This window comes from uncultured Granulicatella sp. (assembly GCF_963545075.1).
Taxonomy (GTDB): domain Bacteria; phylum Bacillota; class Bacilli; order Lactobacillales; family Aerococcaceae; genus Granulicatella.
In genome coordinates this window covers 1-15,817 of record NZ_CAUUHX010000018.1, presented here as the reverse complement: position 1 = coordinate 15,817, position 15,817 = coordinate 1, and the positions used below count along the sequence as shown (strand labels likewise).

Below are 15,817 nucleotides of genomic sequence, written 5' to 3'. Positions count from 1 at the left end.
TCCTGAAAAACACCATCGTTTTCCAGGAATTGATTGATCATTTCATGTTCAAATAAGCCCTAGTTTTGTTTATAGACAGGATGGTTACGAACTGTCTGACAAATATTCTACCATAAATGAAAGGAATTGACTAGTCTTGAACTAAACGATGAATCCATTTATTTGAATAAACACGATACAGTCCTACGATTACTTTTGTCACTTCTTCCATTCCTGCACAAATAACAACTACAGTAACAGGTAAATGCCACACTCCTGCTGCTAAAAGAGATAATGGTACGCCGACTAACCATACACAACTCATTTCTAATTTCATTCCATAATGAGTATCTCCACCACCTCTTAAAACACCTACAACAATAATGGAATTAATCGTTTTTAAAATAAAAATGATTCCCATCACTTGTAATAATTGTTGGCCAAGAGTATACACTTCTGGACTAATATGTCCAAATAGTAATAATGTCCATTGTGGCGTTAAACTTTCAATAGCACCAATGACTACACCCGTTATAATGGATAAAATAATAAATCGATTGGCATCTTTTTTCGCTCGTTCAATTTTATTTTTCCCAATACTTTGACCAAGCATAATACTACAACTACTTCCTAGCCCACGGACAATCACAAAGGCTAAACCTTGAATCGCAACTGCAATTTGCACCGCTGCAGTTGCTTGCGTTCCAACCATCGCATAAGCTGCATTATAAAACACTTGTCCTAATGCCCAAAATGTTTCATTGACAATAACTGGCAAAGTTGTCTTCCAATAGACCGTCCAAAATTCTTTTGGAATTTTTTGCAAATGTCGAATCGGAATTTGAAGTGGTCCTTGATAACGATTAATGACAAATACTAAAACACCAATCTCAATGATTCGAGCGACTACTGTTCCTAATGCTGCCCCGACAACTCCCATTGCTGGAAACCCTAATTTTCCAAAAATAAAAATATAATTAAAGAAAGCATTGGCGACAAAACTACTCATCGTTGCTATTAATGGAACTCTTGGATTTCCTGTACTTCTTAACGCACTACCTAAAGAAAAACTCCATGCAGTAATGACATATGTTAAGGCAGCAACCCGTAAATAATCCCCACCAGCTTGAACAACTGCTGCATCATGGGTAAATAATTCTAAAATTCCATAAGGGAAAACCATTGCAACAAGCATAAATGCCACAGAAATAGCTGTAGACAACATTAAACTTGCCTGATTAATTTTTCGAACTTGAGGAACATCCCTTACACCCCAATATTGAGCGAATAAAACTGAAGAGCCTGTATTAATTCCAAAACAAATTAATGTAAATAAGAAAAATACTTGGTTCGCTAATCCAACACCAGCAATACTTGCATCTCCAAGAGAGGAAATCATCATTGTATCTAATGTGTTCAAAAATGAAGTTAGTAAACTTTGCAATGCAACAGGTATCGCAATCGCAAACATTTGTTGATAAAACGCCTTCGAATTCATCTCATCCTCCTTTTATCATGTATCTATTTTTTCTAAATCATTTTCTCTTCAACTATTCTATACTTTTGATGAATTTCTTTCAAATGATTGTATGACTCCAAACAAAAAAAGGATGAGTATCTCATCCTTTTTGTTTGACTTAATTAGATTCCAGGTGCTTCGTTTAAGTGTGCACGTAGCATCCAAATGATTTTTTCAATATCGCCTTTGAAGCCGATGCAGATATCTTGTGATACATCATCGCCTTCTTCTCCAGCTGTTTCTAAACCTTCTTGGTATAAACCTCTTAAGTATTCATACCCTACTAATAAATGTCTTACCCATTCGTCAATTGAACGTTCGTAAGAAGCAGGAATATCTTGAATTTTAGTGTTATCTGCAAATTCACGTAATGTTGAATATGGTGCTCCTCCAATAGTGATTAAACGTTCTGATACTTCGTCTAATTGAGCGTTGATTTCATCCATTAATTTATCCATTGCTGGGTGTAATGTTAAAAATCCACGTCCACGCATATACCAGTGTACTTGGTGAATAATTGCTGCTTGTTGGCTTAAGTCAGCTACTAATTGATTTAATACTAATTTTGTTTTTTCTTTTGACATTTGTCATTCCCCCTTTATGAATAGAGTATATCACAGAATAGAATAATTCTAAACTAGAATGCTCATGATTTTTATAAATTTTTAAATAATAAAGAAATAAATGGACTTTTCGCCGTAGCAAACAGACATGAAAACGAAGGTTTGCTGCCGTCCCTTACTACTACAGACAAAGTCCTATTTATACCTCTTATTGGACGGAATAATTAGGCGCTTCTTTGGTAATTTGTACATCATGTGGATGACTCTCTCTCAATCCAGCACCACTCATACGAATAAATTGCGTATTTTCACGAAGCTCCTCTAAATTATGCGCTCCAACATATCCCATACCAGAACGCAAACCACCAATCATTTGATAAATAATATCACTAGCAGCTCCTTTATACGCTACACGACCTTCAATTCCTTCTGGAACACGCTTATTCGCTTCATTTTTAGATTGGAAATAACGATCACTCGAACCATTTTCCATCGCCGCTAAACTACCCATTCCACGATACGTTTTAAAACGACGTCCTTGATAAATCTCAAATTCACCTGGAGACTCATCAGTTCCTGCTAATAAACTACCTAACATAACGACATGTCCACCAGCAGCAATTGCTTTAACAATATCTCCTGAATATTTAATACCACCATCTGCAATAATCGCTTTTCCATATTCTCTTGCAACTGTCGCAGCATCATAGATTGCAGTTACTTGAGGAACTCCTACTCCAGCTACCACACGTGTCGTACAAATCGAACCTGGTCCAATCCCTACTTTTACAACATCCACTCCCACTTCAAATAAAGCACGAGTACCTTCTGCTGTTGCAACATTTCCTGCAATTAGCGTTGCATCTGGGAATGTTTCACGAATTTCTTTAATTTTACGGATGACTCCTGCACTATGTCCATGTGCTGTATCAATAACAATCGCATCTACCCCAGCTTCTAATAAAGCTTTCGCACGTTCAAAAGTATCAGAAGTAATACCGACTGCTGCGGCTACTAATAATCGTCCATGCTTATCCTTTGCCGAATTTGGGAATTCGATAACTTTCTCAATATCTTTAATGGTAATTAATCCTGATAAGTTTCCTTTTTCATCTACTAATGGAAGTTTTTCTATCTTATGTCTTTGTAAAATACTTTCTGCTTCTTTTAAAGAAGTTCCCACTGGTGCTGTAATTAATGGTTCCTTCGTCATCACATCTTCAATTTCAATAGAATAGTCTGTAATAAAACGTAAATCACGATTCGTTAAAATACCGACTAATTTTTGATTTTCAAATGATTCCACAATTGGAACTCCACTAATACGATATTTTGCCATTAATGCTTCTGCTTCTTGTACAGAATGTTTCGGAGTTAAGAAAAATGGATTCAAAATAACGCCACTTTCAGAACGTTTCACTTTATGAACTTCTTCAGCTTGCGCTTCGATGGACATATTTTTATGAATAACGCCTAAGCCACCTTGACGAGCAATCGCAATCGCCATTGTAGAATCTGTAACAGTATCCATACTCGCACTCATCAATGGAATTTTTAACAATAAATTCTTTGCAAGTTGTACTTGTAAATCCACATCATTTGGTAGCACATGACTTTCTGCTGGAATTAATAGTACATCATCGAACGTATAACCTTCTTTTTGAAACTTCGTTTCCCACATGGACATAATGGAGACCTCCTAGAATCGATAATTTTTTTAATAGCTACTATACCACGAACTGAATAAAATTCAAGTGTTTTTTCATTAGAAAACGGTTAATTTATGAACATTTTTCGTATTTTGAATCAAAAATATTCTTATTTTCCTAATTTTCATTTCTACATTTTTTCATTACAATATCTGTGCTACAATAAACAGGAAGAATAAAGGGGGATTATGATGAAAAAATTCATTTATATGGTAGCAAGTCTAGCATTTTTAACAGCTTGTCACTCTAATACAACAGAAAACAAGACAGAAAGCACTCAAACGGCTACTACAACTGAACAAACTACTCTAACGATTCAGAAAAGTAATGGAGAAGCTGATCTATCATTAGGCATTCAAATGGTCGTTAATAAAAAACACAAACTTCCTGCAGATTATAATCCAGGAGAAAATCCAATTGCTGGGGAAAAAGTGAGGGAACTTATTCAAAAAATGCAAGAACTAGGTTTCAGTATTAGCAATCAATATAGTGGATTTCGTTCCTATGAATACCAAACTCAGCTTTATCAAAATTATGTGAATAAAGATGGAAAAGAAGCAGCAGATACTTATTCTGCTCGTCCAGGATATAGCGAACACCAAACAGGTCTTGCTTTTGATATTTTAAACGGAGCTGGTGGATTATTAGGAGAAAATCCTCAAGATGAAAAAGCCATTGAATGGTTGCATAAACACGCCCATAAATATGGCTTTATCGTAAGATTCCAAGAAGGAAAAGAAGCCATTACGGGTTATCAAGCAGAAGCCTGGCATTTAAGATATGTAGGGGATATTGCAGAAAAAATCTATACTTCAAAACAAACATTGGAAGAATATTTTGGTGTTGAAGGTGGCAATTACGCCGATTGATACTAAAGAAAATAACCGTTAATCATAGTGATTAACGGTTATTTTAGCATTAATAAATCTGACAGTCAGTCACGATTGAATGTTGTTTTTCTTTTAAAGATTCTAATCGTTCTTGATACAAACTTGGGAAAGTTGTCATTCTTGCACGAAGAGGTCTTACTTTTAATGCGGAAACTAAATAATCGACAAATAATAAACAATTATTTCTCCACATCGTATACAATTTAAATTGTGTTTTTCTAAATTTATAAAAAGTTACAGGCATGCATTGTACCATGAAATACGCATACATTTCTTCTAACTTTTCACTTACAGGATTAAACGAACAAATATCATCTGGAGGTGACCAAGTAAATGATTCCTTCAATACTTTTTCCAAGCGATTTTTAATTAATTGTACTTGTTCATCAGTCACTTCTAAACTATAAATATATAAAGTTTTTTGGTAATGTCTCTTACAAAATTTGAAATAATCTTCTCTTGGTGCTTTTAATAATACACCTTCACCTCTAGCTCCATTTAAAATACAAGCTAATTCATCATAATTTCCATAAGAGTATACATAGCCTTCAATACAAATATCTACATGTCCTAAAACTCCCATGCCAATTTCCATTGCATGAACGATAATTTCTAATTTTGATTTTGCTTCCGGAATTGGTCTAGCTTCACTTGTATCCACTTGGGATAAGTCCATTAACGGTAATAAACGAATTCCTTTTTCTACAATTCTTTCTCCCAATTTTACCATATTGAAAGAGATACACCTCGATTCATTTAACTGTTTCGTTGTCATTATATCACAACAAACCTTAATTCGTTACAAAAATCAAAAAACTCCGGCAATTTTTTGCCGGAGAAAAAAGGATAGAGTTTATTTACTTTTGGGAGGTAAATATTATTCTTTGGGAATGACTAAAGTATAGTCTCTAATTATGAATATTTTATGACGAAACTATGCTCTTTTCATTTTTTTACCAACCTTGTGCAGCATGTAATCCAGCAACATATCCTGTTACAAATGCTGCTGTAATATTATAACCTCCAGTATATCCATGAATATCTAATAATTCTCCACAGAAATACACTCCTTGAGCAATTTTTGATTCTAATGTTTTTGGATCCACTTCTTTTAGTTGAATTCCTCCACCCGTTACAAAACCTTTTTCAATTGGTAAACTTCCACCCACTGTAAATCTAAAATCTTGAATCGCGTTCAATAATTGTTGTACTTCTTGATCATTCATTTTACCAATCACTTTTTGAGAAGACAGGCCAATTTGTTGGAGTAAAAATTCTGCATATCGTTCAGGCATCCATTCTTTTAATGGTGTCTTCACTGTTTTTTGTGGATTATTTTCTTTCCACTCTTGCCATTTTTCTAATAATTCCTGTTTTGTTAAATCAGGTTGTATATTTAATGACATTGTAACTTCTGAGACATTGTCCTTTTGTTGCACTTGATGAACAAAGCTTGAGCAACGTAATACGGCTGGTCCACTAATTCCAAAATGAGTGAAAATCATATCCATTTGATGCGTCACAACTGCTTTTCCCTTTTTATTCAATACGCTTAGTGCAACATTTCTTAAAGAAAGAGCTCGTAATATACCTTCTTTAATGAAAGTTTCATTACTTGTTAAAGGGACTTCTGTGGCAAATAGTGGTGTAATGGTATGTCCTACACTTCGTGCAATTCCGTATCCATCTCCAGTTGACCCTGTTTTCGGATAGGATTTCCCACCTAGCGCTAAAATAACTGCATCTGCTTCAATTCTTTCACCAGTATCTAATTCCACTGCTGAAAACTGTCCTTCTTCTAGTCGAATCGCTTTAACTTTTACATTTGTTCTTACTTGAATGCCTAATCGTTTAATTTCTTCGATAAATGTATTCAAAATGGTTTTGGCAGAATCGGATACTGGAAACATTCTTCCATGGTCTTCTTCTTTTAATTGAACTCCTCGGTTTTGGAAAAAATCGATAATATCTTGGTTATCGAATTGAGAAAAGGCGCTATGTAAGAAGCGTCCGTTTCCTGGAATGTGTTTAATAATTTCATCTCTTGATCGGATATTTGTTACATTGCAACGTGTTCCTCCTGTTAAGAGTAATTTTCGTCCTAAGCTTGGATTTTTATCTAGTAGAATTACTTCTGCGCCTGCTAATGCTGCACTAACACTTGCCATTAGTCCGCTTGTTCCTCCACCTACTACAATGACTTTCATATTTTCTCCTTTGTATCTTTATTCGTAATTTTACTATAAGGGAAATGATACTTGACCGTCAAACTATAAGGTGAATAAAGAGAAAATACTTTTGGATATAGTAACAAAGGACGGCAGCAGCCTTGCTACCGCAAGTCTCATGCCTAAAATTCGAGCCTTGGTCTCGAATTTCCCTTCCACTAGTAACCATTCCATGGTTACTAGTGGGCTTGTTACTACGGGAAGTATTTTCTCTTTATTCACTTGGACGTTTCTAAGGAAATAGTGTGTTAAAAAAAACGAGAAAATACTTTTTGTTATTGTAACAAAGGACGGTAGCAGCCTTGCCTCGCAAGTCTCATACCTAAAATTCGAGCCTCGGTCTTGTTACTATAAAAGTATTTTCTCTATTTTTACTTCTGCGATTCTAAGGAAACAGGAATCGTTAGAATTACTTTTGTATAAGAATTTTCTACTGAATCAAATTCCATTTTAAACTCTTCTCCAAAATATAACGCTAATCTTTCTTGTACATTTTGAATTCCAACTCCTCCTAAAGCTTTATTAGAAGCACCTTGTTTCTTTAAACCTACTCCATTATCTTCAATCGTAATTTTTATATAAGGAAAATGATACTGAACCGTCAACTGTATTCTTCCTGGTCGATTAATTTCCTTAATACCATGATAAATAGCATTTTCTACTAATGGTTGGAGTACTAATTTAGGTAACAATATATCTGGAATATTTTCATCTACTTGAATCTCATAAGATAATTTTTCTTCATATCTTTGTTGCTGGATAAATAAATACTGTCTTACATGGTCCAGTTCTTTAGAAAGGGAAATTAAATCTTCTCCTCCATTTAAAGCTAATCTAAAATAAGTCGCAAGTGCTTTTGTAATTGAAACAACACGAGTTGTATCTTGGAACTCCGCCATCCAAATAATCGTATCCAGTGTGTTATATAAAAAATGTGGATTAATCTGACTCGATAAGGCCTTTAATTCATATACTCTTGCCAATTGTTCTTGCTTTCTAGCCTCCATCATTAATTGTTCTAAATGATTTAACATATGATTAAAATGATGAGCTAATTGTTGAAATTCACTAGCACCATTTGGAATAGCTCGTAAATCAGTTTGACCTTTTTCAACTTCCTGCATTGTTTCTTCCAAGTGTTGAATAGGTGATAAATGATGTCTTAAAATAACAACCATTCCAATTGAACAGGCAATAAAACTTAAAATCGCAATACTAAAGACAATCATAAATAATTGCTTCGATAATTGTTCCCATTGTGAAAAAGTACTAACTCCTACTAATACCCAATTACAATTATCAATAGAAATTTTATGTACAAAAAAATTTTTCCCTAGCATAGAATCCATTGGACTTTTTGCAATATCTTCTGCAGACATTTGCTTATCGACAGATTGAAAAACTTCGTTATCAGGATGATAAATGATTTTTCCCTCTGTATTAATCACAAACGCATATCCTTCACTACCAAGAGAAAGTTCTTTAATATAATTTTCAAGAGCGTGAGAATCAATATCAAATCGAACGACTCCTAAACTTTCATTTGTTTTAGACAAAATTTCTTGACTAATAGATAATACATATTTTTCATTTTGCAAGCGACTTGGTAATAAAACTGGATTATGAGATAAGTCAATAGCTTGTTGATACCATTCTTGCATCATTAATTCATTCGAATTAGCAGATTGAAGATTCTGATCACTTGAAACAATTCTTCCATCCTTTGTCACAATCGTCATAGATACAAAATGTTCATTACTTTTCATAAAGGCTTCTAGCCAATTTCGAATACTTAATTGCGAATTATTTTCTTTTTCTTGAGCAAATTGAACCACTTCTACCTCTTTAGCAATAGCGTTCACAGTATATTTTAATTGAGAGACATATTGTTCAATATATCGAGCACTTGTATCAATTTTAGCAGTTGTTTGTCCCGATACATTCTCTTTAAACAATTCACTACTTTTCCAATAAAAGACACTGCCAACAAGAATTAAAATCAAAAATAACATTCCCAATAAATAAGTTGTTAATGTAATGAATAAGGAGTTTTTCTTCATGATTCTACTCCTTTTTGAAATTGTTTTGGTGTTACTCCGAAAATTTGTTTAAATCGAACTGAAAAATAATTCACATCTTCCATTCCTACTGCTAAAGCTACTTCATAAATTTTCATGGATGTAGATAATAGTAGTACTTTTGCTTTATTCATTCGTTGAGTAATGACATAATCTTGAAATGTCATTCCTAATTTTTTCTTAATTAAGACACTGACATAATTAGGAGTAAAGCCTAATTGTTCTGCAACTTTTACAAGAGAAAGATCAGAATTATCTAATTGGCTATGAATGAGTTTTTCAATTTCTGTTTCTTCTGAAATAATTTCTACTTGATGAATTTGGTTTTCTTTTCGTTCTTTTTCTAATTTACCAACGACTGTGACAAAAAATGCTTCAATTTCTTTTTTAGAAATAGGTTTTAGTAAATAATCGTCTGCTCCTAATTTCAATGCAGATAGTAGATAATCGACGTAATCATATCCTGTTAGAAATACGATATGTGTATGAGGATAGTGTAATTTGACTTGTTGAGCTAATGTAATACCATCCATTTGTGGCATATTAATATCGGTTAGTATAATGTCAGGTTGTTGTTGTTGAATCATTTCCCAAGCTTGTTTACCATTTTCAGCTTCTCGTACATCAGAAATCCCTAATTGTTTGTAATCAATAAGTGAAGTGAGGCCTCTTCTAACAAGAGATTCATCTTCGACAATTAACAGTGAATACATACTCATCCCTCCTTATTCTATTATACTCCTCCTTTTTAAAAAAATTAACCGAAAGAGTGAATAAAGAGAAAATACTTCTGGATATAGTAACAAAGGACGGAAAACCGTCCTCTACTACTATAGATAAAGTTTTATTCATTACGCCCTCTCATATATATGCTCCTAACCAAAAAAGACTTGCCGTTGTAGCATTAGTCCAATAAGTCAAGTATGGCTTATTGGACAGGAAAAATTGAGACCAAGGCTCAATTTTTAGGCATGAAACCGAAGGTTTGCTGCCGTCCCCTGCTACAACAGCTAAAGTCTTATTTAACAAAATCCATCAAAAATCCATAACCTTTTTCTTCCATCTCTGCTAATGGAATAAAACGGATAGATGCACTATTAATGCAGAAACGTAATCCTCCTTTTTCTTGAGGTCCATCATCAAATACATGCCCTAAATGTGAATCCGCAATGCGACTGCGAACTTCAATTCGTTTCATATTAAAACTTGTATCTTCTTTATAAGTCACTACTTCAGAAGAAATAGGTTTTGTAAAACTTGGCCAACCACAACCTGAATCAAACTTATCTTTTGAAGAGAAAAGTGGTTCCCCAGTTGCTACATCCACATAAATCCCTGCTTCATGATTATCCCAATACTTATTAGAAAAAGCTATCTCTGTTCGGTTTTCTCTAGTGACCGCATATTGCTCTTTCGTTAATGTAGCTTTTAATGTTTCATCATCTGGTAATGGATATAAACTTGCATCAATGACAGGATCATTTGCTTTAGTTACATCAATATGGCAGTACCCATTTGGATGTTTCTTTAAATAATCTTGATGGTAATCTTCTGCAACAACAAAGTTTCTAAGATTTTCTCTTTCAATTGCAACTTTCTTTCCTAATTGTTCTTCTTTTTCTGCTACTACTTGTTCAACAATTTCTTTATCTTCATCATTTTGATAATAAATACCTGTACGATATTGACGTCCAACATCATTTCCTTGTTTATTCACTGATAATGGATCAATCACTCTAAAGTAATATAATAAAATTTCTCTAAGGGATACTACTTTTGCATCATATGTAATTTTTACAGTTTCTGCGTGATCCGTATCATGAATTAATTGATAGTTTGTTGTTTCTACTTTTCCATTTGCATACCCGCTAACAGCATCTTCTACCCCATTAATTCTTGAAAAATATTCTTCTAGACCCCAAAAACATCCACCTGCTAAATAAATTTCTTTCATGTCTTTCTCCCCTTTACGACTTGACTTCTTAATTTCTTGCTGCTTAATAAGAGAACTAACTTTTTTCTCAATCGGATTTCCATTCGCTTTTACATTCGATGGATTTGGATTGATGACATAATAAGCTGCAATCATTAATACTAACAACGCTACTAAACCAATAATGATCTTTTTCTCCATTTTAACCACTCCCTATATTTTATCGAGATATTTTGAATCTATTTATTCGTTTGGACGATACTAACTAAATCAAGAAAAGAACTTGCATTGTAGTATTAACATGAGAACTCAGGGCTGCTTCCTTCCTCTACTACTATAGCTAAAGTCTTATTCATACGTCCTCTCATATATATGATATTCTACCCGAAAAGACTTGCCATAGTAGTATTAGTCCAAAAAGCCACCATTGGCTTATTGGACAGGAAAATTTGAGACCCTAGGCTCAAATTTTCGGCATGAGACTCGCATTTTTGCGAGGCTGCTGCCGCCCTCTGCTACTATAGCTAAAGTCTTATTCATAAAAGAAAATTACATTTTATCCAGTTGTTTCTGAATATCCTCATTTGATAGATGCCCTGGATGAGCTTGCACTAATTCTCCATTTTGATTAATAAATACTGATGTAGGATAACCTATAACTCCCACTTGCTTAAAGAAATCTGGAGTTTCTGCCATTAATACAGGTAAATTTTTATAGTCTAATCCAGAGAACCATTCTTTAAAATCCTCTGCTTTTTTCTCACGATTCACTCCAGGAGCCACTACACTTAAAACAACCGTATCATCAGAATGATTAGCCGCAAAAGAATCAATATCTGCTAACCCAGCTAAGCAAGTTGGACACCATGAAGCCCATACTTTAATATAAACTTTCTTTCCTTTATAGTCTGATAATTTAACATCTTTTCCATCAAATGTTTTAAAACTAGCATCCACAGATTTAGCAGAAGTTGTCATTGCTTTTGTTTCTTCTTTTTTATCTTTCATTGTCATATCTGTTGAATTTTTCATTGTATCTCCCCCTTTCATCCCCATTGGTTGACAAGCTCCTAATAATAAACTAGCTCCAAGAACTACATATTTCCATTTCTTCATCTGTCATTCTCCTATCTTTGTAATAAAATTTGTATTTGTTGAAAAATAATCCAAGCTCCCATTCCTATAATGACAAGCCCCCCGATTTTCTTTAAGAGATATAATTGCTTTTTCGCAAGATTAAAAGCTTTCATCGCTGTAGTAGATGCAATTGCTAAAGCTAAAAACGGAATGGCTAAACCTAAAATATAAATCGCTAATAAAAACATTCCATAAAAAATACTTGCTTGTTGAGTTGCTACTAATGTTAGGACAGAACTTAAAACTGGACCTACACATGGTGTCCAACCAAAACTAAAACTAACTCCTAACAAATAGCTACTCCATAACGAATGCTTGCCATCTGTTTCAAACTGTACCATCTTTTGCTTTTGTAAAGTAGTTAGCTGAAACACTTCCATTTGATGTAAACCTAATAGAACAATAATCGTTCCTAACACTAAATGGAAATACGGATTATAAACCAATTGTCCTAATAGACTAGCTGCAAAACCTAATACAAAAAAGATTGTTGAAATTCCAGCTACAAATAATAATGTTCGAACAAGTGGTAAAATCGCAATTTCAAAATTTCCAACTTTTATTGTACGACTTCCTCTATCACTCATTAAAACTCCAAAATATACCGGAAATAATGGTAAAACACATGGAGAGAAAAATGACAAAAGTCCAGCAGCAAAAATGCTACCCCATAATAATAAATCCATAGATACACCCTCTTCTAATTGTTAATTTAAGTATAATGATTGTTTACAATATAAAACATAGAATTCTTTACAAAAAAACATGAATTTAATACGATATATTGTCAAAATAAAATAGAAAAAACTTTCTACCGTATTCAGTTCATAAGTATCTCCAAAAAGTGGTTCATCACTCATGCTAATACAGCAAAAAGTTTTTCTCTTCATTTCTTCATTAGTGTCTTTCAAACACTTTTTTTCCGTTAATATAAGTCGCTACGACACTTGTTTTCAAAATTTCTTCAGGACTTTCATCTAAGAAATTTTTCGATAAAATAACAAAATCTGCAAAATTTCCTACTTCTAATGTTCCAATATCTAAACGACTTAATGATTTTGCTGCTCCATTTGTATGAGCAAACAGAGCTTCTTGAGCACTAATTCTTTGTTCAGGCATCAATGCTGGTTTAGGTAGCCCTTCAACTGTTTGACGAGCCACAGCAAAGTACATCGTTTCAAATGGAGTTACATTTAGTACTACCGGAGTATCTGTTCCAAATGCTAAAGTTGCTCCCTGATTAATAAAGGATTTAAACGGAAACATTTGTTTTGCACGAGTTTCCCCAACTTCTTCATCTAATGTTTCATACCCCACTAATAAGTGGCTTGGTTGAACTGAAACAATAAGAGATTTTTGAGCAGTCAACGGCAAGTCCTTTGGATCCATCACTTCTAGATGCTCAATCGTATTGAATTTATAAGGCTTATCAAATGGGTATTTTTCTTGCGCTTGTTTGAAATTCAATAATGTTAATTCGACGGCTCTATCTCCAACTGTATGAATACGCATTGGCCAACCTTCTTGGTTGGCTAATAAAGTCAATCGTTCCATTTTTTCTTCCGTTAAAAGTGGACCTCCCACATCTCCTTCAAAAAATGGCATTGGGTATGGTTCCTTTAAGTAAGCAGTATGCGAACTTGTCACCCCATCATAAAACTGTTTCACGCCACCCATTTGCAACATTGGAGATTGATAAATTTGATAGAGACGACGATTTTCTTCAACTTCTTCACGCATCGCTGGGAAGAAGCTTACTCGAACCGTTGCATCATCTTCTACACTAGAATAAAGTTTTGGATAAACAATATCATCCGGACTTTCTCCTGTTAATGCAACATCACCAACTGCTGTGATTCCCATTGCATTCAAATGTTTCATATAGTCTAATAACGCTACTTTAGACTCCTCTTCATAAATTGAAAGTACTTTAGATAAATAATAAATCGCAATCGCTTCTAAAAATACTCCTGTTAGCTCACCATCTTTTTTGACAGCTTCACCACCAATTTCAGAAGGAATATTTTCACTCGTTAACCCTAATTCTTCTAATGCTTTTGTATTCAGCCAAATCGTATGTGCATCTCCTGCAATCAAGCAAATTGGAACTTCATTGGAAGCTTTATCTAAATCTTCCTTTGTTGGTAAAACTTGTTGTCCAAAATCACTCGCATACCAACCAATTCCAATTTTCCATCCATTATAAACAGGAATTTCTTTTGCTTGAGCAACAACTTCTTCAATCGAAGGAGCTCCGACTGCTTTCATCTTCCCTAAATGAATTAAACTAGATAAGTATAAATGCACATGCGCATCAATAAATCCAGGAGTAACCATTTGTTCCCCTGTATCAATTATTTCTCCGTCTACTTCTTTATCATAAGGAAGAATTGCTGCAATCTTCCCATCTTTTATTTCTAATATTCCTTCAATCGTTTCTTTTGAATCTCCAATAAAGAGATGTTTACTTTTAACAAAATAATGCATATTATAACTCCATTTTAAAATTTAAAAAGGCATCATTATAGTTGGAAATCCATTCTGTTCCAAGATATTCATAATGCTCTAAACTTTCAATCACTTCTTGTGATGGGTAAAATGTTTCATCTGAAACTACTTCTTCATCTAGTAAAGCTTTTGCTGCTTCATTTGGTGTAGCGTATCCTACAAACGCTGCATTTCTAGCGGCATTTTCAGGACGAAGCATAAAATTAATAAATGCATACGCTCCTTCAATATTTTCTGCATTATAAGATAAAGCAAAGTTATCTGTCCAAACGGCACTTCCATCTTGTGGTAAAATATATTGAACAGCTGGATTAGCTTCTGCTACAGCAGCCGCATCTCCTGAATAACCAATTCCAATTGGGGCTTCTTCTAATTTCATCATTGTTTTAATTTCTTCATTTAATACAGCACGTACATTTGGATTTAATGCTTTAATTTTTAATTCTGCTTCTTTTAATTGAGCTGCATCTTTTGAATTAAGTGAATAACCTAATGACTGCAATGCTAATCCCATTGTTTCACGATTTCCATCTAATAATAAAATTTTATTACGAAATTCACTCTTCCATAAATCATTCCAAGTTGTAATACTTTCTGGATCAATATATTTTGTATTCACCATAATCCCAACAGTCCCCCAGAAATAAGGAACTGTATATTGATTTCCAGGATCCACTGGACTATTTAATAAAAATGGCGAAATATTTTCTAAACCTTTAATTCTCGAATGATCCAATGGTTGTAATAAATTCTGATTGACTAATTTCGTAATACTCGATTCACTTGGAAATACGATGTCATATCGCGTACCACCTTGTTTTAATTTAGCTTCCATCGCATCATTTGAATCGAAAGTTTCATAGACCACTTGAATATTTGTTTCTGCTTCAAATTCTTTAATCAAATCTGGGTCGATATAATTTCCCCAGTTAAATAAATAGAGCTGCTGTTTTTCACTAGAAGCAGATTCATCTGCAGAAATTTCTTGCGATTGAATATATTTTTTTACTCCTAATAGTAAAAGTACAACGACTAAAATCGATAAAATTAAAGACACTAATTTTTTCATGAAAAACCTCATTTCTCTCTTGTTATTTTACAATAAGTTGATAGTAATAAAATATCGCTTTCACGTCAACTAGTACGTTCTGAAATGGAAAAATTTTTACAGAAAAAAACGAGGCTGGGCATTAAGTCTTAAAAATAGAAGAAAGCACGTCCCGATTTTGACGGAAATCAAAATTAGGACGTGCTTTTTAATAAATTCAGTAAA

At 33.7% G+C, this 15,817-nt stretch carries 13 protein-coding genes; 1 reads left to right on the top strand and 12 read right to left on the bottom strand.

What is annotated here, in order from left to right:
* Positions 1 to 130: 130 nt before the first annotated feature.
* From RWZ86_RS03895 to guaB, 3 genes are all read right to left on the bottom strand, one after another.
* Entirely contained in the window at positions 131 to 1,477 is a 1,347-nt protein-coding gene (locus tag RWZ86_RS03895; protein WP_314680180.1) for an MATE family efflux transporter, read from the bottom strand.
* A gap of 143 nt (positions 1,478 to 1,620) precedes the next feature.
* On the bottom strand, positions 1,621 to 2,082 hold the full coding sequence (locus RWZ86_RS03890; RefSeq protein ID WP_314354962.1) for a DNA starvation/stationary phase protection protein: 462 nt from the start codon (positions 2,080 to 2,082) through the stop codon (positions 1,621 to 1,623).
* A 187-nt stretch (positions 2,083 to 2,269) separates the two neighbouring features.
* A complete protein-coding gene (guaB, locus tag RWZ86_RS03885) occupies positions 2,270 to 3,748 on the bottom strand; it encodes an IMP dehydrogenase (protein ID WP_314680179.1) in 1,479 nt (492 codons plus the stop codon).
* Positions 3,749 to 3,961: 213 nt separating this feature from the next.
* On the opposite strand from guaB, the gene RWZ86_RS03880 reads away from it, so the two are divergent.
* Positions 3,962 to 4,639 (top strand): M15 family metallopeptidase, encoded by a 678-nt coding sequence (locus RWZ86_RS03880; protein WP_314680177.1) that lies wholly within the window; start codon positions 3,962 to 3,964, stop codon positions 4,637 to 4,639.
* Between the two features lie 49 nt (positions 4,640 to 4,688).
* Here the strand turns inward: RWZ86_RS03880 and RWZ86_RS03875 are convergent, their stop codons facing one another.
* The 9 genes from RWZ86_RS03875 to RWZ86_RS03835 form a co-directional block, all read right to left on the bottom strand.
* Complete coding sequence (locus RWZ86_RS03875) at positions 4,689 to 5,390, bottom strand: hypothetical protein (protein WP_314680175.1); 702 nt, start codon at positions 5,388 to 5,390, stop codon at positions 4,689 to 4,691.
* Between the two features lie 223 nt (positions 5,391 to 5,613).
* A complete protein-coding gene (locus RWZ86_RS03870; RefSeq protein WP_314680173.1) occupies positions 5,614 to 6,867 on the bottom strand; it encodes an NAD(P)/FAD-dependent oxidoreductase in 1,254 nt (417 codons plus the stop codon).
* 392 nt (positions 6,868 to 7,259) lie between these two features.
* On the bottom strand, positions 7,260 to 8,948 hold the full coding sequence (locus RWZ86_RS03865; protein ID WP_314680171.1) for a sensor histidine kinase: 1,689 nt from the start codon (positions 8,946 to 8,948) through the stop codon (positions 7,260 to 7,262).
* Positions 8,945 to 9,679, bottom strand: coding sequence for a response regulator (locus RWZ86_RS03860; RefSeq protein ID WP_314680169.1), 735 nt, complete (start codon positions 9,677 to 9,679; stop codon positions 8,945 to 8,947). Before RWZ86_RS03860 ends, RWZ86_RS03865 begins: the two co-directional genes overlap by 4 nt.
* Before the next feature lie 305 nt (positions 9,680 to 9,984).
* Entirely contained in the window at positions 9,985 to 11,100 is a 1,116-nt protein-coding gene (gene msrB / locus RWZ86_RS03855) for a peptide-methionine (R)-S-oxide reductase MsrB (RefSeq protein WP_314680167.1), read from the bottom strand.
* Between the two features lie 348 nt (positions 11,101 to 11,448).
* Positions 11,449 to 12,015, bottom strand: coding sequence for a redoxin family protein (locus tag RWZ86_RS03850; RefSeq protein ID WP_314680165.1), 567 nt, complete (start codon positions 12,013 to 12,015; stop codon positions 11,449 to 11,451).
* A gap of 11 nt (positions 12,016 to 12,026) precedes the next feature.
* A complete protein-coding gene (locus RWZ86_RS03845) occupies positions 12,027 to 12,722 on the bottom strand; it encodes a cytochrome c biogenesis CcdA family protein (protein WP_314680163.1) in 696 nt (231 codons plus the stop codon).
* 211 nt (positions 12,723 to 12,933) lie between these two features.
* On the bottom strand, positions 12,934 to 14,523 hold the full coding sequence (locus RWZ86_RS03840) for an amidohydrolase (protein ID WP_314680161.1): 1,590 nt from the start codon (positions 14,521 to 14,523) through the stop codon (positions 12,934 to 12,936).
* 1 nt (position 14,524) lies between these two features.
* Positions 14,525 to 15,613 (bottom strand): spermidine/putrescine ABC transporter substrate-binding protein, encoded by a 1,089-nt coding sequence (locus RWZ86_RS03835; protein WP_314680160.1) that lies wholly within the window; start codon positions 15,611 to 15,613, stop codon positions 14,525 to 14,527.
* Positions 15,614 to 15,817: the final 204 nt, after the last annotated feature.